Consider the following 17,549-nt stretch of genomic DNA (forward strand, 5'->3'; position numbering starts at 1 on the left):
TACCCTATTGCCGAGGCGGTCGGGCCTTGTAAACCGGCAACTGCCAACCGAACAGCAGCGATCCGGCCCGCAGCGACCAGCAGACCAAGGCGCATAGCCCCAATGCAGGCAGGCCGGTTAACCCAAGCTGAGCCGCCAATACCGCTGTCAGGGCACCGGCAAAGGCGCAGGAAACATAAAGCTGACCCTGTTTCAGCACCAGCGGCACCTCGTTGCAGACCACATCGCGCATCAGCCCGCCGAGGCAACCGGTGGTCACACCCATCAGCACCACAATGACGCCGGTCTGTCCCAGCGAAAGGGCCGCACCCGTTCCTGCAGCCACGGCGATGGACAGGGCAAAGCTGTCCAGCCAAACCAGCCAATTATACCTGCTTTCCACCAGATGCGCGGTGAAGAACACCAGCACTGCCGCGCCACAGGCAATCAGGATATAGTCGGGTTGCCCGACCCAAAACACGGGATGTCGATCCAGCAGCAGGTCGCGCACCGTGCCGCCGCCCACCGCTGTCAGGCAGGCGATGAAGGCAAACCCCACCAGATCCAGCTGCGCCCGGCTGGCGACCAAGGCCCCGGTCAGCGCAAAGACCAGAACCGAGGCATAATCCAGCAGGGCAAGCCCGCTCACGCCTGCTCCTTTTTGGGCTTAAACGGTGCCATGCCCGCACGCGCTAGTTCATCCGCGCGCTCATTCTCGGGGTGGCCTGCGTGACCCTTGACCCATTCCCAAGTCACCTGATGCCGCTCTTGCGCCTCATCCAGCCGCTGCCACAGATCAACATTCTTGACCGGCTTCTTGTTCGAGGTCTTCCAGCCATTTCGCTTCCAACCGAAAATCCAGCCGGTGACGCCGTTTTTTACATAGGCGCTGTCGGTGACGATGGTGATCACAGATGCTCGCTCTAGCGTTTCCAGCGCGCTGATCGCAGCCAACAGTTCCATCCGGTTGTTGGTGGTCTCGGCCTCTCCGCCATTCAATTCGCGCTCTTTCAGAACGGTATCACCATCCATCGCGCGTAGCAGCACGCCCCAGCCACCGGGACCGGGATTGCCGGAACAGGCGCCATCGGTATAGGCAAACAAATCAGGCATGGGCAAACACCAGAATGAACCCGTCATAAGACCCGGCGAGACCTTTGCCGATCCCCTGCACGGTGCGGTCGATGGTGAACCCGGCCGTGGTCAGAGTCTCTTCTATCTCGGGCTGAGTATAATAGGTATAATAGCGGTTAATATCGTCGCGATGCTCACCCGTTCCAAGCTTCATGCCCAAAAACAACTGACCGCCGGATTTCAGTGCCGTGTGGATTGCGCTTAGATGACGCGGGAAATCGGATCGGGGCGCATGCAGTAGCGAAAAGCTGGCATAAACGCCGTCGTATTCCTCGGCCTCGGTGACGTCATCGAAAGTGCCTAGATAGGCATCGACGCCATTGTCGCGTGCGTGTTCGACAAAGGCCGGCGTGGCATCCAGCGCCCGCACCTTTAGCCCTTGGCGCATCAAAAACGCGCTGTCCGATCCGGGCCCCGAGCCCAGATCCAAAACATATCCGCCCGCCTCGACCGCATCCGCAAAGGCCTGCCGGGCCTCAAGCTGTTCGGGGGGCAGGGGGATTTTCAGATAATCGGCGACCCGGGCAGTGTAGGCGTCAATCGTGCGTTTGTCCTGAGTCATGCAGGTTCCCTCAAAACACGCGGCACTTTGAACTCTACGTTTTCTGTCGCGGTTTCGACCAGCTCGACGGTCACGTCATAATGGTCGCGGAAGGCTTCGATAACCTCGTTCACCAATACTTCGGGGGCAGAGGCCCCTGCAGTAACCGCAACGCTCGCGATACCCTCCAGCGCCCGCCAATCGATCTCAGTCGCGCGTTGGACAAGCTGTGCATAGTTGCAGCCCGCACGTGAGGCGACCTCGACCAGACGGCGTGAGTTTGACGAATTCGGCGCTCCGACCACCAGCAGCGCGTCGGATTTCGGCGCAACCGCTTTTACCGCTTCCTGCCGGTTGGTGGTTGCATAGCAGATGTCTTCTTTATGCGGCCCAACGATGGCGGGGAACCGGGCCTCCAGCGCTGCAATGATATCCTTTGTGTCATCCACCGACAGAGTGGTTTGGGTGACAAAAGCCAGTTTATCGGGATCCCGCACAGCAACCTGCGACACATCCTCAACCGTTTCGACTAGCAGCACCTCACCTTCAGGCAGTTGTCCCATGGTGCCGATGGTTTCGGGATGGCCTTTGTGACCGATCATGATCATCTGCAGCCCGGCATCGGCGTGGCGCTGCGCCTCGACATGCACCTTAGACACTAGCGGACAGGTGGCGTCGACATAGATCATCTCGCGCCGGGCGGCAGTGGCAGGTACGGATTTTGGTACACCGTGGGCGGAAAATATCACTGGGCGGTCGTTTGGGCATTCGTCCAGTTCTTCGACGAACACCGCACCCTTGGCGCGCAGCCCATCTACAACGAATTTGTTATGCACGATCTCGTGACGCACATAGACCGGCGCGCCCCATTTCTGCAGAGCCATTTCAACGATCTTGATGGCCCGATCCACTCCGGCGCAAAACCCGCGTGGGGCGGCAAGATACAATATAAGTGGTGGCTTGGTCATGGGCGGTCTCCTTGCCCGAGACACCTAGGTCTTTTCATTGCCATGGTCCAGACAGCAGCACGTCATTTACCTGACATGAATCGCTGTTAGAAAAGGAATGTTTTTAGCACCTATCCCTTTAAAAGTAGCGCGGCCAGGGCTTTTAGCCCTGGCCGTACATTTCATCGCCCCACATCGTGAGTGGGTAATCGGGCTTGGTGTTACTGACCGCCTGCAGCGGCGACGCTGCGCGGTTCAAGCGGCATCTCGCGTGGAGGTCTTCCGATCACGTCGCGCAGGTCCTCCAGCTCGATAAAGTTGTCGGCCTGACGGCGCAGCTCGTCCGAAATCATCGGTGGCTGGCTGCGAATGGTCGAGACAACCGAAACGCGCACGCCCTGACGCTGCAGGCTGGCAATCAGCGGGCGGAAATCCCCATCGCCCGAGAACAGCACGATATGATCTACACGTGGTGCCAGTTCCATGGCATCAACGGTCAACTCGATGTCCATGTTTCCTTTGACTTTCCGACGCCCCATGCTGTCGGTGTATTCTTTGGCCGGCTTGGTGACCATGGTGAAGCCGTTGTAATGCAGCCAGTCCACCAAAGGTCTAATCGGCGAATACTCGTCATTTTCCAGTAGCGCTGTGTAGTAGAAAGCTCTAAGCAGTTTGCCTCTGCGCATGAATTCTTGGCGCAGCAACTTGTAGTCGATGTCAAACCCCAGTGCTTTGGCGGCTGCATAAAGATTCGAGCCGTCGATGAACAGCGCTAGCCGTTCGTCCTTGTAAAACATAAAATGGTCCTTCCGGTATAAGCCACCGCACCGTGAGCTCCGTGAGTGAAAATGAATTGGTCAGTGCAATGGTGCCTCTAAAATAGGCCTTTTTGCCTACATCGCAAGCATTCTCTGTTCCGAATATGGGGTTCGAAGTGGACAAATCTTTGTCAAAAGCGGTCATTGCCCTTGGTGCAAATCTCAGTCTGAGAGGTAATGGGCCCAAGGTGACACTTGAGCAATCATTGGTCGCAATGGCCGAGGCAGGCTTGGTGATTCGCGCAAAAAGTCGGTTTTTTGCCACGCCCTGCTTTCCTGCGGGGGCCGGGCCAGACTACGTTAATGCGGCGGTTTCGATTGAAACGGATCAGAGCCCGCACGAGGTCCTAGCGCTGCTGCACCGTATCGAACATGATTTCGAGCGCGCCCGCGAACAACGTTGGGGGATGCGCACGCTGGACCTTGATCTGGTCTGTTGGGACGATTTGGTGCTACCGGATGATGTGGAATATCACCGCTGGCTAACCCTTCCGCATGAAAAACAGGCCATATCCGCTCCGGAACACTTGATCCTGCCGCATCCACGTCTGCAGGACCGCGCATTTGTGTTGGTGCCGATGGCAGATGTTACCCCCGATTGGCGCCATCCAGTACTGGACAAGACAGTCACGCAGATGGTTGCCGCACTGCCACGCGAGGATGTGGTAGAGGTTAAGCCTCTGTGATCCTCGCATTCGCGGCATTTCCTGCTTGTCAAGGCGGGGATTCGCGCTTAGATAAACCCCTTCCTGCCACGGATTCATTTACGGAGAGCGCCCCATGGCCCGCGTTACGGTCGAAGATTGTGTAGACAAGGTCCCGAACCGGTTCGAACTGGTGATGCTTGCAGCCCACCGGGCGCGCGAGATTTCCGCCGGTGGCCCGATCACTGTTGATCGCGACAACGACAAGAACCCCGTTGTCTCGCTGCGCGAAATCGCCGATGAAACTCAAAGCGCTGATGAACTGCGCGAGCGTCTGATCGAGGCCAACCAGACCCAGATCGAGGTTGATGAGCCCGAAGAAGATCAGATGGCGCTGCTGATGGGTGCGGAATCCGACAAGCCTGCGGATGACGACATGTCGGAAGAAAAGCTCCTGCGCGCGCTGATGGAGGCTCAGGGCCAGGGGTAAGCCCCAACGACAAAGGTGCGGACCGGATGATTTCAGCAGAAGACCTGATTGCGCTGGTCCGCAATTACAATCCCAAGACAAATGCCGAGCGCATCGAACGGGCCTATGAATTTGGCCTTCAGATGCATGAAGGGCAGTTCCGCCACTCTGGCGAGCCCTATTTCTCGCACCCTGTTGCCGTTGCCGCCATCCTGACCGAACAGCGTCTGGATGATGCGACCATCATAACGGCCCTGCTGCACGACACGATCGAAGACACCAAGGCCAGCTATGGCAAGGTTTCCGAACTGTTCGGCGATGAGGTCGCCAAGCTGGTCGATGGCGTCACCAAGCTGACCAACCTGCAGCTTTCCAGCCGCGAGACCAAGCAGGCCGAAAACTTCCGCAAACTGTTCATGGCCATGTCCAAGGACCTGAGGGTCATTCTGGTCAAGCTCGCCGACCGTCTGCACAATATGCGCACCATCAAGGCGATGCGCCCCGAAAAGCAGGTGCAAAAAGCGCGCGAGACGATGGACATCTACGCACCGCTTGCAGGTCGCATGGGGATGCAATGGATGCGCGAGGAACTGGAAGATCTCGCCTTTCGTGTCCTGAATCCCGAAGGCCGCCAGTCGATCATCCGCCGCTTCATCACCTTGCAGCGTGAAACCGGCGACGTGATCCACCGCATCACCGGCGACATGCGGCACGAGCTGGAAAAAGCCGGGATCGAGGCCGAAGTCTTTGGCCGTGCCAAGAAACCCTATTCGATCTGGCGCAAGATGCAGGAGAAAGACCAAGGCTTCTCGCGCCTGTCCGACATCTATGGGTTCCGTATCATTACCGGGTCCGAGGAAGACTGCTATCGCACCCTCGGCGCGATCCACCAGCGCTGGCGCGCGGTGCCGGGTCGGTTCAAGGACTATATCAGCCAGCCGAAATCGAACGGTTACCGCTCGATCCACACGACTGTGTCCGGGCGCGACGGTAAACGGGTCGAGGTTCAGATCCGCACCCGTCAGATGCACGACGTGGCCGAAACCGGCGTGGCGGCACACTGGTCCTATCGCGATGGTGTCCGGTCCGAAAACCCTTTTGCCGTGGACCCGGCCAAATGGATCGCAAACCTGACGGAACAGTTCGACAGCGAAGATGATCACGAAGACTTCCTCGAAGCGGTCAAGCTCGAAATGTATTCGGACCAGGTGTTCTGTTTCACCCCTAAGGGCGACGTGGTGAAACTGCCGCGCGGGGCAACACCGATCGATTTTGCTTATGCGATCCACACCCGTATCGGGCATGCCTGTGTTGGCGCCAAGGTGGACGGAATTCGTGTACCACTTTGGACCCGGCTCAAGAACGGACAGTCGGTGGATATCATCACCGCCGATGGCCAGAGCCCACAGGTCACGTGGCTTGAGATCGCAGTCACCGGCAAAGCCCGCACCTCGATCCGCCGCGCCTTGCGTGAGGTTGACCGGGAACGTTTCATCAAGCTGGGCAAGGAACTGGCACGTGCGGGGTTCGAAAATGTCGGGCGTAAGGCCACCGACAAGGCATTGGATACCGCTGCAAAACACCTGAGGTTGAAAGACCGACACGAATTGTTGGCCCGTCTGGGCAGCGCCGAACTGACCGCCCATGAGGTGGTCGAGGCTGTATATCCCGAGCTCACCAAGGACGATGGCGACGCGATTTCGCCCCGCCGCGCTGTGATCGGGCTTGAGCCCGGCCAGAAATTCGACCGTGCGCCTTGTTGTCAGCCATTGCCGGGTGAACGCATCGTTGGCATCACATATCGCGGCAGGGGCGTTGAGGTGCACGCCATCGACTGCGACCGTCTGACCGAGTTCGAAGATGAACCCGAGCGCTGGGTCGATCTGCACTGGCATGCGGGCACGCACCCAGCTGTCTATGGAGCGACGCTTGATCTGACTATCGGTAACGATGCCGGGGTCCTGGGGCGTATTTGCACATTGATCGGCGAGAAAAAGGCCAATATCTCGAACCTCGAATTTGTCGACCGAAAACCGGATTTTTACCGTCTGATGATCAACGTCGAACTGCGCGATCTTGAACAACTGCATTCGCTGATGCTTATGCTTGAGGCAGAAAGCGATGTTGCCGCAGTCGAACGGTATCGGGAAAGCAAAAAAACTGCCGTCGCGGCTGGCTGAGAAGGGGTGATCACGAGTGGTTTTCAAGCGCCGAGATCGCCGCTCGCCTGTCCAAGTTGCGTCAGAGTTTGTCTATCCGCGCGGCGGTTGGACCCGTGCCTTTCACTATGTCAAACATCGGGTGCGCCGCCTGCCTGACACCCCTGAACGCATCGCGCGTGGCATCGGGGCAGGGGTGTTTGCCTCGTTTACACCATTTTATGGTTTGCATTTTCTCGTCGCCGCCGTGCTGGCTCGATTGCTCAATGGCAACATATTGGCTGCCCTCAGCGGAACATTCTTCGGCAATCCTCTGACCTATGTGCCGATCGGGGTGGTGAGCTTGCAAACCGGGCATTTCCTGTTGGGTACCCGATATCGTGAGCACGACACGCACGGGTTGATGGGGAAATTCGCCGATGCGATGGGTGATCTCAAAGACAATTGCATTGCGATGTTCACCGGTCGCGAAGCTGACTGGCATGGGCTCAGCCGCTTCTATGACGATGTGTTCTTTCCTTACATGGTTGGCGGTGTCATTCCGGGCATTGTGGCCGGTGTTGTCTGCGGCTATCTCAGCCTGCCGCTGATCCGCACATACCAGCAGCGCCGCCGCTCCAGGATCAAAGCAAAGTTTGAACAAATCAAGCGTTTGGCACAGGCAGAGGCTGACGTTTCAGTGACAAACCCACTAGGCTCGTCTTCAGGGACAATGAAGGATTCGAAAGATGTCTGACAACCGTTTGCGTCTGGGCGTGAATATTGACCACGTAGCCACCGTGCGGAATGCGCGCGGCGGGGCCTATCCCGACCCACTACGCGCCGCCCGGATCGCGGAAGAGGCCGGGGCCGATGGCATCACAGCACATCTGCGAGAAGATCGCCGCCACATCTCGGATGCCGATATCGACGGGTTGATGGACATCTTGTCGGTACCGCTAAACTTCGAGATGGCCGCGACGGACGAGATGCAGAAAATCGCCCTGCGCCATAAGCCACACGCTGTCTGCATCGTTCCCGAAAAGCGCGAGGAACGTACAACCGAAGGCGGGCTCGAAGTCGCGCGCGAAGAAAACAAGCTGGCCCATTTCATTGCGCCCTTGCGCGACGCCGGTTGCCGCGTGTCGATTTTCATCGCCGCAGATCAGCGCCAGATCGACGCCGCCCATCGCATCGGGGCCGAGGTGATCGAGCTGCACACCGGCGCCTATTGCGATTTCCATGCCGAGGGCAAACCGGACGAATCCGCGCGCGAGCTCGAAGCCCTGCGCGAAATGTCCGCCTATGCCCATTCACTAGGCCTTGAGGTCCACGCGGGTCATGGCCTGACCTACGACACTGTGCAACCCGTCGCCGCCTTCCCCGAAGTGCGCGAGCTGAATATCGGCCACTTCCTGATCGGCGAGGCCATCTTCCGCGGCCTTACACCAGCGGTCCACGAAATGCGCCGCCTGATGGACGAGGCGCGGGCATGATCACCCCTGGTTTTGTGGCGATCTGGATTGCCTGGCTGATGGCCGGGGGCTCGCCGGGCCCTGCCACCATGGGCATCGCGGGTACTGCGATGAACGAAGGCCGCACCGCCGGGCTCGCGTTCGCGCTGGGCATCTGCGCGGGCTCCGCGGCATGGGGCATAGCTGCCGCTTTGGGTCTGTCGGCGATCATGCTGGCCAATGTCTGGGTGTTTGAGGTGATCCGCTATATCGGTGTCGCTTATCTGGGCTGGCTGGCGTTGAAGGCCCTGCGCCGCGCGCTGTCCTCGGATGAGGTTGCTTTGGGCAACCCGGTCACCGGCACTCTGTCCACCATCTTCGCCAAAGGGGCGGCTATCCACCTGACCAACCCCAAGGCGATCCTCAGCTGGGGCTCGATCTACGCCATCGTCGCGCCCAATGATGCCAGCCTTGCTATGCTGCTGGGCTATTTCGCCATGCTCTATGCAGGGTCGCTGCTGATCTTCATCGGCTACGCCTTTCTGTTTTCGTCTGCTCGGATGGTCAACGCCTATCGAAGTGCCCGCCGCTGGTTTGATTTCGCCTTCGCGGGCTTCTTTGGCGTCGCCAGCTACAAGATCCTCACGGTGCGCTTGTCATGACCTCTGGGGTGCAAGGATGATCCGACATTGCGTGATGCTGCGCCTCAGGCCCGATCATGACGCGGTAGAGCTTGCCGCTGTGATGGACGGGCTGAGCACGGCTGCAAACCGCTTGCCGGGCTGCGGTGGCTTCATCCACGGCCCAAATCGCGACTTTGAGGCAAAATCCCCGGGCTATCCCTACGGCTTCACGCTGGATTTCGCGGCTGAGGTCGACCTGCGGCGTTATGCCAGTGACGAAACTCACCAGCTACTTGGCGCACGGCTTGTCGCGCTGTGCGTGGACGGGGCCGAGGGTGTCTTGGTGTTCGATCTGGAAATGCCTGACACGGTTGACCAATAGGAGACGAGGGACTGTCATGAAAGCAATCACCTATCGCAGATTCGGCGCGGCGGCGGATGTCCTTGAGTTGGTCGAGCTGCCCACGCCTGAGCCCGGCGCAGGCGACGTTTTGGTCCGTGTCCACGCCAGCGGCATCAACCCCTCAGATGTCAAGCTGCGCAGCGGCGCGCGTCCGGGTGCGGTGATGCAATACCCAATGATTGTCCCCCATTCGGACGGGGCCGGCGTGATTGAGGCCGTAGGCGAAGGGGTCGACCCCGCACGCGTCGGCGAACGTGTCTGGATCTGGAACGGCCAATGGCAACGCGCCTTTGGCACAGGGGCCCAATACATCGCGCTGCCTTCCGATCAGGCTGTGTTTCTGCCCGACACCACCAGCTTTGCCGAAGGCGCCTGTTTCGGTATCCCCGCTATGACTGCTTGGTACGGGCTCTATTGCGACGGCCCCATCACTGACAAAACCGTGCTTGTCACCGGCGGAGCTGGCACGGTCGGGCGCTACGCCTGCCAGATGGCAGCGCTGGGCGGCGCGCGCGTTATCACCACCGTCAGTTCAGACGAAAAAGCCGCCCATTCTGGTGCGACAGATTGGGTCAACTACCGCACGCAAGACGTGGCCGAGGCGGTGATGGACATGACCAACGGCGCAGGCGTTGACCTCATCGTCGAGGTCGATTTCGCCGCCAACCAACCCGCTTCCCTTTCGATGATCCGCCCCGGCGGGACCATCGCTAGCTATGCCTCGGCCTCACAAATGACGCCCGAACTGGATTTCTACGGCTTCATGTTCAAGAACATCCGCCTGCATATGCTGATCGTCTACCAGCTCGACGCCGCGGCCCGCCGTCGCGGCGAGGCGCAGTTGGTTGAGTGGCTGGAACAGGACGCATTGTCTCACGCCGTTGTTCCCGGTGGAAACCTCAGCGATGCGGCCACCGCCCACCAGATGGTCGAGGCCGGACAAAAGCTGGGCACCGTGGTGTTGGAGGTCTGACATGATCCTCGGCATCGGCACCGACCTCGCCAATATCGAACGCATTCAAGGCACGCTCGACCGGTTCGGTGACCGGTTCCGCATCCGCGTCTTTACCGAGACCGAGCAAAGCAAGGCCGAACGCCGCCACGATACCGCAGGCACCTACGCCAAACGCTGGGCCGCGAAAGAGGCTTGTTCAAAAGCCCTAGGCACCGGTCTACGGATGGGGATCGCGTGGAAGGATATGGCCGTGACCAACCTGCGCACAGGCCAACCCGTTATGCATGTCACCGGCTGGGCCGCCGAGCGCCTGAAAGAACTGACACCCGAAGGGCATGAGGCCATCATCCACGTCACCCTGACCGATGATCACCCCTGGGCGCAGGCCTTTGTGGTGATAGAGGCCCGACCGCTTCAAGAAGCGCCCGCGCAGCCTTGACTTGCCCCCACCTGACACGCATGTAGCACCCCAACCACGCATAGACTGGAGAGAGCAGTATGGCCGAGGAAGCCAAATCCGGAAACGCCGTTTGGGAGACGATCAAAACCATCGTCTACGCCCTGCTGATCGCGGGCGTTTTCCGCACCCTGTTCTTTCAACCGTTCTGGATTCCCTCCGGTTCGATGAAGCAGACGTTGCTGATCGGAGACTTCCTCTTCGTCAACAAGATGGCTTACGGATACTCCTACGCTTCCTGTCCCAGCCTGATCATCCCCAGCGTCGGTCTGAACATCGATGCCGAAGATATCTGTGGCTGGATGCAGGGCGATGAAAACACTCGCATTCTGGGCGGTGAGCCTGAGCGGGGTGATGTAATCGTCTTCCGCCATCCCATCACTGGCCGTGACTATATCAAACGCCTGATCGGCTTGCCGGGCGACCGCATCCAAATTCGCCAGGGCCAGATCATTCTGAATGACACGCCGGTGCCTCAGCAACCTGACGGCGTATTCACCGAGATCGCCGAACCGCAGGGCCCGCAAGGTCTGCGCCCGCGCTGTGAAAACGGCCCCGTGGGTATTGGTGGTTTGTGCGAAAAGTCTCGCCTGATCGAAACCCTGCCGAACGGCGTCTCCTATGATGTGCTGAATATCGGTAATCAGGGTTCGGACAACACGGGCATCTACACCGTGCCTGAAGGCCACTATTTCTTCATGGGCGACAACCGCGACAACTCGGCCGACAGCCGCCTGCCGCAATCCGCAGGCGGCGTAGGTTTTGTGCCTTTCGAAAACCTGATCGGACGCGCCGACCGGATCATGTTCTCCTCCGCCGGCCGCTCGATGCTGTTCTTCTGGACTTGGCGCGGTGATCGCTTCTTCAAGGCGGTCAATTGAAGCTATCGGCCGAGATAAAAGCGTTCCAGCAGCGCTTGGGGTATGAATTCTCCGACCCCGAACTGCTGGTGCGCGCGCTGACCCACGGCTCGGTGTCTTCTGCCACGCGCCCCGACAACCAAAGGCTGGAATTTCTGGGCGACCGGGTGCTGGGTCTCGTCATGGCCACCGCATTGCTTGAAGCTGACAAGAAAGCCTCCGAAGGCCAGCTGGCTCCCCGGTTCAATGCGCTCGTGCGCAAAGAGGCCTGCGCAGATGTCGCCCGTCAGATCGATCTGGGTGCGGTGTTAAAGCTGGGCCGGTCCGAGATGTTGTCCGGGGGCCGCCGCAAACAGGCCCTGCTGGGAGACGCAATGGAGGCGGTCATCGCCGCCGTCTATCGTGACGCAGGTTTCGAGGCCGCGCGCGACGTGATCCTCGCCCTCTGGGGCGAACGCATCCACAAGGTCGAGGCTGACGCGCGCGACGCCAAAACCTCGTTGCAGGAATGGGCGCAGGCCCGCGGTCAGAAGCCGCCAGCTTACGTCGAAGTCAAACGCACTGGCCCCGATCACGCCCCGATCTTCACCATCGCCGCGCGACTGCAGGACGGGACCGAGGCACAAGCTACCGCTGGCTCCAAACGTCAGGCAGAACAGGCAGCGGCAAAGGCTCTGTTGGAACAATTGTCTTGATCCTCTGCGCGGCCAGATCATGAAGATCAGACCCGCCCAGAAAGCCGATGCCGCCAGCCTCGCGGCCCTGTCGATTGAGGTCTGGGTCGGAACCTACCTAAAGCGCGGCGTGAATTCCTTCTTTGCCGAATTCGCACTGTCCGAGTTCACGACCGCGCGGTTCGAAGCCTTGTTGCAGGACGGCCAAGACCTTTTGATGGTCTCTGAAAATGAAGAGGGGATCGACGGATACATTCGGCTGGCGGAAGATCGCATCGCACCTGTGGACGGGCTGTCCGACCTTGAGATAGTGACGTTTTACGTCCAGCCCCGCCATCAAGGAAAAGGCGTCGGCTCAGCGCTGCTGAACATAGCGATCGACTACACCCGTGAAAAAGGGCGTCAGTCGATTTGGCTGACGACCAATTCTGAGAACACGACCGCAATCGATTTCTATCTAGCCAAAGGGTTTGAACAAGTCGGTGTCACAGATTTCCGGATCGGGGACCAAGCCTACCCGAACCATGTACTGGTATTGAACACTTCGCCGTAAGATCAAACCACGCGAACGAACCCGGTCAGTCCGGTTTTCTGATGCTCGATCACATGGCAATGAAACGCCCAATCACCCGGATTATCCGCGACCAGCGCAATCTCGACCACCTCATCTTTCAGCAGCAACATCGTGTCGGTCATCAGCGGAGGCAGTTTGCGCAAGTTTGATTTTAAAGGCGCGAAGACCAACCCGTGCAAATGAATCGGATGCAGGTTGGGGGATTCATTGCGCAGCCGCAGAACATAGCTTTTGCCCATCTGCAAAGTGGCCAGAGGCCCCACATCTTGCGCGGCATCTCCCGGCCAAGGCTTACGATTGATCGACCAGAAATTGTACCCCAGCGAGCCACAAAAGCCGTTATTGGGTTCTCCGCCTTCTGGCGTCCAACCAAAGACAAACTCGTGCAGCTCGGCCTTGTTCAGATCGGGCCGTGCAACAGGGTTTTTGGCCAGAGGTTTAAGCTCTCGCATATCCCGCGCCACAGACGCGCCTACCGCCTGCAACCCGACCATGGACCGCAGCGGCTGACCGGGCAGCTTCGCGATCAGGTTCACGGTCTTCCCTTCAACCTCGGGCATCTTCACCGCGAAATCGACACGCTGGCCGGGGCCAAGCAGTAACGGCTCCGCAACGCTGGGCAGAGGCACGTCAATGTCCACCGGATGCCCGTCCCATGCGATAATCCGGGCCTCGGCATGGTCGAGGTTCAGTTTGTAAATCCGGGTCGTATCGGTGTTGACCACGCGCAACCGAACCAGACCTCCGGCGGGGTGATCATAAACCGGCGCCTGCAACCAATTTGCAGTATGCACATTGCCAAATGTCCCCGCCCGAGCCGCTCCGCGCGGCGTATAAGCGGGCAGAAACGCGCCCACCTCATCCAGCCGGAAATCGCGCAGGTTGATCACCTGCTCGCTGTCAAACCCCGGGTCCTCGGCCTCGGCGATCACCATGACCCCAGTCAACCCGTGCGCCATTTGCTCCATCGTCATACAATGAGGGTGGTACCAATAGGTGCCCGCGTCCGGGGGTATGAATTCATAGTCGAATTGATCACCTTCGCCCATTGGCATCTGCGTCAGATAAGGCACCCCGTCCATCCCGTTGGGAATACGCAAGCCATGCCAATGCATCGCCGTATAGTCGGGCAGCGTGTTGCGCACCGGCAGCCGCATCACCTCACCCTGATTTCCATACAGAACGGGGGGAGGCGCGTCCGGCGACAGGCTGACCATCCCGTCCGTCACCTGATCACGTAGCGCAAAACTTGCGGGTTGGATCACCAACTCTTGCGGGTTTGACGCCAACGCGAACCCACCCAGTCCCAACGCACCTGCAGCAGCCCCGCTGCCCAAAAGAAACTCGCGACGTCTCATATCTCGCCTCACTGAAAGAATGAACGCCTGGCTGGATGCGGCTTGGCACAGCGCATTGCTGCCACCCCAGACGCATGACCGCAATGCGACAAATCCCTCTGGCCCGCCCGCCCATTCTGCTATAGGGGTGCGCACTTGCAAACAGGATCGCAACACACATGACCACACGCGCCGGATTTATCGCCCTGATCGGAGAGCCCAACGCAGGCAAATCCACCCTTCTGAACCGCATGGTCGGGGCCAAGGTCTCGATAGTGACGCATAAGGTGCAGACCACCCGCGCACGCATTCGCGGCGTGGCGATGGAGGGTGATGCGCAACTGGTCTTTGTGGACACACCGGGCCTTTTCAAGCCCCGCCGCCGGCTCGACCGCGCCATGGTCGCCGCAGCCTGGGGCGGGGCGGCAGATGCCGACGTGGTCGTCCTGATGGTCGAGGCGCATCGCGGTATCACCGAAGGGGTTGAACGCATCCTCGAAGGGCTGGAAGAGATCGGGCAGGGCCGCACCATCGCTCTCGCGATCAACAAGATCGACAAGGTGCCGTCCGAGAAGCTGTTGGCGCTCACCAGTGACCTGAACGCGCGCTATCCCTTTGCCGAGACCTTCATGATCTCGGCCGAGAAAGGCCACGGCGTTGACGATCTGCGCAAATGGCTCGCCTCGGAACTGCCCGAAGGCCCGTGGCTCTACCCCGAAGACCAGATCGCTGATTTGCCCCTGCGCATGATCGCCGCTGAGATGACGCGCGAGAAGCTGACCCTGCGCCTGCATCAGGAACTGCCCTATCAGCTGACTGTCGAGACCGAGAACTGGGAAGAGCGTAAGGACGGCTCGGCCAAGATTGATCAGGTCATCTATGTCATGCGCGACGGTCACAAAGGCATTGTGCTGGGCAAACGCGGTGAGACGATCAAGGCTGTCAGTCAGGCCGCACGGGCGGAACTAGAAGAATTCCTCGACCGAAAGATCCACCTGTTCCTACAGGTGAAGGTCCGGCCCAACTGGCTGGAAGAATCCGAGCGTTATTCGGAAATGGGTCTGGATTTCAAAGACGGTAACGGATGACCCGACTGACGGCGGAATTCTGGGTGCATGCCTATCTGGCGCGGCTGCGGTTTCAGGAAATACCAGCTTTTGTCGTGGCCCATGGTGACGACACCGCCGGCGCGGTGCTGATCAAGCTGAATACGCTTGACGGGCAGGCAACCGCGTTTCAGCGCAGTTTTGATCTGATGAGCGGTGAGCGTAAATGGGTGGAACTCTCTTCCGGCCCCGAGGGCGAGGTGGACAACGCCATCACCCGCCAACGCAGTTTTGACCCTGATCTCTGGGTAATCGAGGTTGAAGACCGGCAAGGCCGGCACTTACTGGGTGAAGAAGGTTTGGACTAGCGCGCCCAGCAATTAATCTTGGATGCCCGGCACAAAGCGACTATTTTGCTCTGAAACAGGCTGAACGAACGACCGGCCTATCGGGTGCCGCAGGAACAGGAGGGGAATTGAGTGGCTGAAACACTTGCCCAGAAACTGGAAAAGTCAAATCTCGGCCATTGGATGCAGCGGTTCGAGGGCTTTATGGTCTTCATCGGAGTGGTCGGCCCCTTCGCCACGTTGCCGCAACTGATCAAGCTTTATTTTACCCATTCCGAACACGCCACCGGCCAGTCGCTGCTCTCGTGGTCGCTTTATGCGGGGCTGTCGTTTTTGTGGTTCTCTTACGGGCTGGTGGTCGGCAAGCTGCCCATCTATGTGGGCAACGGCCTTTCCATGATCTTGAACCTGATGATGGTCATCGGCATCCTAATCCATGCCGGGGTCACATTCTAGCAACCCCGCCATGCAGTTGGCGACAACTCGATTAGTCTGCCTCACTAAAATAGACGAAGCTCATTTTGTTCCCATCCGGGTCGCGGGCATAGGCGCCGTAGAAGTTCGGTCCATATTGCGGGCGTTCACCCGGATCGCCCTCGTTAGTACCGCCATTGGCAATAGCGGCGGCGTGCACCTCACGTACTTCCGCTTCGCTTTGACATAGCAGGCCAACCATGTTGCCGTTTCCGACAGTTGCAACCTCTTTGTCGAAGGGCGTTGCGACCCACATGCTGCCGCCACCGCGCAGCTCATAGCAAACTGCATGTGGCATGTATTCGGCGATTACTTTCCCACCTAACTGAGGGACAACCGCGTCGTAGTAGCTGCGTGCTTTGGCAACATCATTTGAGCCAATCATGACATAGTTCAGAGACATTTCTCAAATCCCAGTAATTAGAACATATAGCGAACATTAGTCGCTGAACCCACCTCACGCAACCGGTTTTTCCTACTGTTCCGACCAGACTTATTTGTACCTTGAACCTGCAACGGCCATAAGATTTCCTGCAGGCATATCTGGTGACCTAACGAGGCCGAAATTGGATTGGCGTGATCACGGCATACTTCTGACCTCTCGCCGCCATGGTGAGACGGCGGCCATTATCGAGGTTTTTACCGAAACTCATGGCCGCCATGCAGGTATTGTGCGCGGAGGCACTAGCCGCAAGATCGCGCCGAACTTGCAACCGGGCGCGCAGTTGGACGTACTTTGGCGTGCGCGGCTTGAAGAGCATCTGGGCACTTTTCAGGTCGAACCCATGCGTTCCCGTGCCGCCGCTGCATTTTCAGGTCGGTTGGCACTGGCCGGGCTGAACGCGGTGGTGGCGTTATTGTCCTTCTGCCTTCCCGAGCGCGAGCCACACCCCTCGATTTATAAGCAAACCGAACAGTTGATGGATTTGTTGGGACAGGATGAAGTTTGGCCACTTGCTTATCTGCGCTGGGAACTGGCGCTTCTAGAAGAGCTGGGCTTTGGCCTCGATCTGTCGGCCTGTGCTGTGACCGGCGTGCGTGAGGGGCTGATTTATGTCTCGCCCAAAACCGGTCGCGCGGTCAGTGCAGCTGGGGCAGGGGAGTGGGCCGACAAGCTGTTGCCACTGCCCCCCTGTCTGCGTGGCGAAGGGGCTGCGCCGGATGCGGAGATCGCGCAGGCTCTGCGCACTACCGGGCATTTTCTGGAAAACCACCTGGCCCCGGCTTTGGGCCATACGCCGCTGCCTGATGCCCGTGCACGCTTTGTGGCGCAGTTTACTCGACGGCTTTGAATACCATCTCGTGCCCGTCCTCGTTGCGCAGGATCAGCACATCGCCGGATACTTCGGATTGTGTCATCGCCATCAGTGCAGCGAAGTAAAAACCTTCGGCCTCAAGCCCGTCACAGGCTGCGCGGGTGGCGGCCAGATCGGCGATCTCGAACCAAGGGTAGGGGGCATTAAGCTTGCCCGAATAAGTGTTGCAGGGGGCATTGCCTTCGATACGCCCCTCTTCGGGAAAGCGCAGCAATGCGCTGGCTTCGAAGGGCTCTCCGTCAATTTCCTGCAGTGCCCATGTCTGATCCGCCGCGCCATAGGCGGCAACGGTTTCATCCTCGTTGCATTGAAACAAGGCCAGAGGCAGAAGCAGGGCCAGACGTAACATCGCAATATCC

24 protein-coding genes are annotated in these 17,549 nt (G+C 59.1%); 16 read left to right on the forward strand and 8 right to left on the reverse strand.

The genetic code is table 11. The annotated features are described in order from the left end of the window. Window positions 1-4 precede the first annotated feature (4 nt). The 5 genes from G7G_RS0101715 to G7G_RS0101735 form a co-directional block, all read right to left on the reverse strand. Window positions 5-628: a trimeric intracellular cation channel family protein gene (locus G7G_RS0101715; RefSeq protein ID WP_010437671.1), complete on the reverse strand. Its 624-nt coding sequence runs from the start codon at window positions 626-628 to the stop codon at window positions 5-7. Then, window positions 625-1,092: a ribonuclease HI gene (gene rnhA, locus G7G_RS0101720; protein WP_010437672.1), complete on the reverse strand. Its 468-nt coding sequence runs from the start codon at window positions 1,090-1,092 to the stop codon at window positions 625-627. The genes G7G_RS0101715 and rnhA overlap by 4 nt, the downstream gene beginning before the upstream one ends. Further along, the gene (locus tag G7G_RS0101725) at window positions 1,085-1,675 is read right to left on the reverse strand and encodes a class I SAM-dependent methyltransferase (protein ID WP_010437674.1); all 591 of its coding nucleotides are present in this window, start codon (window positions 1,673-1,675) and stop codon (window positions 1,085-1,087) included. The genes rnhA and G7G_RS0101725 overlap by 8 nt, the downstream gene beginning before the upstream one ends. Beyond that, complete coding sequence (gene ispH / locus G7G_RS0101730) at window positions 1,672-2,622, reverse strand: 4-hydroxy-3-methylbut-2-enyl diphosphate reductase (RefSeq protein ID WP_010437676.1); 951 nt, start codon at window positions 2,620-2,622, stop codon at window positions 1,672-1,674. The genes G7G_RS0101725 and ispH overlap by 4 nt, the downstream gene beginning before the upstream one ends. 200 nt (window positions 2,623-2,822) lie before the next feature. After that, window positions 2,823-3,398, reverse strand: coding sequence for a LabA-like NYN domain-containing protein (locus G7G_RS0101735; RefSeq protein ID WP_010437678.1), 576 nt, complete (start codon window positions 3,396-3,398; stop codon window positions 2,823-2,825). A 125-nt stretch (window positions 3,399-3,523) separates the two neighbouring features. Here G7G_RS0101735 and folK point away from each other — a divergent pair, with 125 nt between their 5' ends. The 12 genes from folK (at window position 3,524) to G7G_RS0101795 (ending at window position 12,649) form a co-directional block, all read left to right on the forward strand. Then, entirely contained in the window at window positions 3,524-4,105 is a 582-nt protein-coding gene (gene folK / locus G7G_RS0101740; RefSeq protein WP_010437679.1) for a 2-amino-4-hydroxy-6-hydroxymethyldihydropteridine diphosphokinase, read from the forward strand. Between the two features lie 94 nt (window positions 4,106-4,199). Continuing rightward, a complete protein-coding gene (gene rpoZ, locus G7G_RS0101745) occupies window positions 4,200-4,553 on the forward strand; it encodes a DNA-directed RNA polymerase subunit omega (RefSeq protein ID WP_010437681.1) in 354 nt (117 codons plus the stop codon). A gap of 26 nt (window positions 4,554-4,579) precedes the next feature. Then, window positions 4,580-6,712 carry a RelA/SpoT family protein gene (locus G7G_RS0101750; protein WP_010437682.1) on the forward strand — a complete coding sequence of 711 codons (2,133 nt, stop codon included), beginning with the start codon at window positions 4,580-4,582 and terminating at the stop codon, window positions 6,710-6,712. Between the two features lie 16 nt (window positions 6,713-6,728). After that, window positions 6,729-7,427: a DUF2062 domain-containing protein gene (locus G7G_RS0101755; protein ID WP_010437684.1), complete on the forward strand. Its 699-nt coding sequence runs from the start codon at window positions 6,729-6,731 to the stop codon at window positions 7,425-7,427. After that, window positions 7,420-8,166, forward strand: a complete 747-nt coding sequence (locus G7G_RS0101760; protein ID WP_010437686.1) for a pyridoxine 5'-phosphate synthase — start codon at window positions 7,420-7,422, stop codon at window positions 8,164-8,166. The genes G7G_RS0101755 and G7G_RS0101760 overlap by 8 nt, the downstream gene beginning before the upstream one ends. Further along, window positions 8,163-8,786, forward strand: coding sequence for a LysE family translocator (locus G7G_RS0101765; RefSeq protein ID WP_010437687.1), 624 nt, complete (start codon window positions 8,163-8,165; stop codon window positions 8,784-8,786). Before G7G_RS0101760 ends, G7G_RS0101765 begins: the two co-directional genes overlap by 4 nt. A 16-nt stretch (window positions 8,787-8,802) precedes the next feature. Next, window positions 8,803-9,129 (forward strand): Dabb family protein, encoded by a 327-nt coding sequence (locus tag G7G_RS0101770; RefSeq protein WP_029621611.1) that lies wholly within the window; start codon window positions 8,803-8,805, stop codon window positions 9,127-9,129. A gap of 16 nt (window positions 9,130-9,145) precedes the next feature. Next, entirely contained in the window at window positions 9,146-10,123 is a 978-nt protein-coding gene (locus G7G_RS0101775) for an NADPH:quinone reductase (RefSeq protein ID WP_010437692.1), read from the forward strand. Window position 10,124: 1 nt separating this feature from the next. Beyond that, entirely contained in the window at window positions 10,125-10,544 is a 420-nt protein-coding gene (acpS, locus tag G7G_RS0101780; protein ID WP_010437693.1) for a holo-ACP synthase, read from the forward strand. A gap of 59 nt (window positions 10,545-10,603) precedes the next feature. After that, window positions 10,604-11,443 carry a signal peptidase I gene (gene lepB / locus G7G_RS0101785; RefSeq protein WP_010437695.1) on the forward strand — a complete coding sequence of 280 codons (840 nt, stop codon included), beginning with the start codon at window positions 10,604-10,606 and terminating at the stop codon, window positions 11,441-11,443. Further along, the gene (rnc, locus tag G7G_RS0101790; protein WP_010437698.1) at window positions 11,440-12,117 is read left to right on the forward strand and encodes a ribonuclease III; all 678 of its coding nucleotides are present in this window, start codon (window positions 11,440-11,442) and stop codon (window positions 12,115-12,117) included. Before lepB ends, rnc begins: the two co-directional genes overlap by 4 nt. Window positions 12,118-12,136: 19 nt before the next feature. After that, window positions 12,137-12,649 carry a GNAT family N-acetyltransferase gene (locus G7G_RS0101795; protein WP_010437699.1) on the forward strand — a complete coding sequence of 171 codons (513 nt, stop codon included), beginning with the start codon at window positions 12,137-12,139 and terminating at the stop codon, window positions 12,647-12,649. A 2-nt stretch (window positions 12,650-12,651) separates the two neighbouring features. On the opposite strand, the gene G7G_RS0101800 is transcribed toward G7G_RS0101795, so the two are convergent. After that, window positions 12,652-14,028, reverse strand: a complete 1,377-nt coding sequence (locus G7G_RS0101800) for a multicopper oxidase family protein (RefSeq protein ID WP_010437700.1) — start codon at window positions 14,026-14,028, stop codon at window positions 12,652-12,654. 158 nt (window positions 14,029-14,186) lie between these two features. Here G7G_RS0101800 and era point away from each other — a divergent pair, with 158 nt between their 5' ends. The 3 genes from era (at window position 14,187) to G7G_RS0101815 (ending at window position 15,856) form a co-directional block, all read left to right on the forward strand. Beyond that, window positions 14,187-15,095: a GTPase Era gene (gene era, locus G7G_RS0101805; RefSeq protein WP_010437701.1), complete on the forward strand. Its 909-nt coding sequence runs from the start codon at window positions 14,187-14,189 to the stop codon at window positions 15,093-15,095. Further along, a complete protein-coding gene (locus G7G_RS0101810; protein WP_010437702.1) occupies window positions 15,092-15,421 on the forward strand; it encodes a DUF1491 family protein in 330 nt (109 codons plus the stop codon). Before era ends, G7G_RS0101810 begins: the two co-directional genes overlap by 4 nt. A gap of 111 nt (window positions 15,422-15,532) precedes the next feature. Then, window positions 15,533-15,856, forward strand: a complete 324-nt coding sequence (locus tag G7G_RS0101815) for a SemiSWEET transporter (RefSeq protein WP_010437703.1) — start codon at window positions 15,533-15,535, stop codon at window positions 15,854-15,856. 31 nt (window positions 15,857-15,887) lie between these two features. Here the strand turns inward: G7G_RS0101815 and G7G_RS0101820 are convergent, their stop codons facing one another. Continuing rightward, on the reverse strand, window positions 15,888-16,277 hold the full coding sequence (locus G7G_RS0101820) for a VOC family protein (protein WP_010437704.1): 390 nt from the start codon (window positions 16,275-16,277) through the stop codon (window positions 15,888-15,890). A gap of 163 nt (window positions 16,278-16,440) precedes the next feature. Between G7G_RS0101820 and recO the strand changes: the two genes are divergently transcribed. Beyond that, on the forward strand, window positions 16,441-17,166 hold the full coding sequence (recO, locus tag G7G_RS0101825; protein ID WP_010437705.1) for a DNA repair protein RecO: 726 nt from the start codon (window positions 16,441-16,443) through the stop codon (window positions 17,164-17,166). On the opposite strand, the gene G7G_RS0101830 is transcribed toward recO, so the two are convergent. Further along, window positions 17,150-17,539 (reverse strand): META domain-containing protein, encoded by a 390-nt coding sequence (locus G7G_RS0101830; protein ID WP_010437706.1) that lies wholly within the window; start codon window positions 17,537-17,539, stop codon window positions 17,150-17,152. The two genes, recO and G7G_RS0101830, sit on opposite strands and share 17 nt — an antisense overlap. Window positions 17,540-17,549 lie beyond the last annotated feature (10 nt).

The sequence above is a fragment of the Ruegeria conchae genome (genome assembly GCF_000192475.1).
Taxonomy (GTDB): Bacteria; Pseudomonadota; Alphaproteobacteria; order Rhodobacterales; family Rhodobacteraceae; genus Ruegeria; species Ruegeria conchae.

Excerpts from the sequence above, each read along its gene's own strand:
- rnhA (WP_010437672.1), bottom strand. The coding sequence starts at position 1,092 with ATGCCTGATTTGTTTGCCTATACCGATGGCGCCTGTTCCGGCAATCCC.
- G7G_RS0101725 (WP_010437674.1), bottom strand. The coding sequence starts at position 1,675 with ATGACTCAGGACAAACGCACGATTGACGCCTACACTGCCCGGGTCGCC.
- ispH (WP_010437676.1), bottom strand. The coding sequence starts at position 2,622 with ATGACCAAGCCACCACTTATATTGTATCTTGCCGCCCCACGCGGGTTT.
- G7G_RS0101735 (WP_010437678.1), bottom strand. The coding sequence starts at position 3,398 with ATGTTTTACAAGGACGAACGGCTAGCGCTGTTCATCGACGGCTCGAAT.
- folK (WP_010437679.1), top strand. The coding sequence starts at position 3,524 with ATGGGGTTCGAAGTGGACAAATCTTTGTCAAAAGCGGTCATTGCCCTT.
- rpoZ (WP_010437681.1), top strand. The coding sequence starts at position 4,200 with ATGGCCCGCGTTACGGTCGAAGATTGTGTAGACAAGGTCCCGAACCGG.
- G7G_RS0101750 (WP_010437682.1), top strand. The coding sequence starts at position 4,580 with ATGATTTCAGCAGAAGACCTGATTGCGCTGGTCCGCAATTACAATCCC.
- G7G_RS0101760 (WP_010437686.1), top strand. The coding sequence starts at position 7,420 with ATGTCTGACAACCGTTTGCGTCTGGGCGTGAATATTGACCACGTAGCC.
- G7G_RS0101765 (WP_010437687.1), top strand. The coding sequence starts at position 8,163 with ATGATCACCCCTGGTTTTGTGGCGATCTGGATTGCCTGGCTGATGGCC.
- G7G_RS0101770 (WP_029621611.1), top strand. The coding sequence starts at position 8,803 with ATGATCCGACATTGCGTGATGCTGCGCCTCAGGCCCGATCATGACGCG.
- G7G_RS0101775 (WP_010437692.1), top strand. The coding sequence starts at position 9,146 with ATGAAAGCAATCACCTATCGCAGATTCGGCGCGGCGGCGGATGTCCTT.
- acpS (WP_010437693.1), top strand. The coding sequence starts at position 10,125 with ATGATCCTCGGCATCGGCACCGACCTCGCCAATATCGAACGCATTCAA.
- lepB (WP_010437695.1), top strand. The coding sequence starts at position 10,604 with ATGGCCGAGGAAGCCAAATCCGGAAACGCCGTTTGGGAGACGATCAAA.
- G7G_RS0101795 (WP_010437699.1), top strand. The coding sequence starts at position 12,137 with ATGAAGATCAGACCCGCCCAGAAAGCCGATGCCGCCAGCCTCGCGGCC.
- G7G_RS0101800 (WP_010437700.1), bottom strand. The coding sequence starts at position 14,028 with ATGAGACGTCGCGAGTTTCTTTTGGGCAGCGGGGCTGCTGCAGGTGCG.
- era (WP_010437701.1), top strand. The coding sequence starts at position 14,187 with ATGACCACACGCGCCGGATTTATCGCCCTGATCGGAGAGCCCAACGCA.
- G7G_RS0101810 (WP_010437702.1), top strand. The coding sequence starts at position 15,092 with ATGACCCGACTGACGGCGGAATTCTGGGTGCATGCCTATCTGGCGCGG.
- G7G_RS0101820 (WP_010437704.1), bottom strand. The coding sequence starts at position 16,277 with ATGTCTCTGAACTATGTCATGATTGGCTCAAATGATGTTGCCAAAGCA.
- G7G_RS0101830 (WP_010437706.1), bottom strand. The coding sequence starts at position 17,539 with ATGTTACGTCTGGCCCTGCTTCTGCCTCTGGCCTTGTTTCAATGCAAC.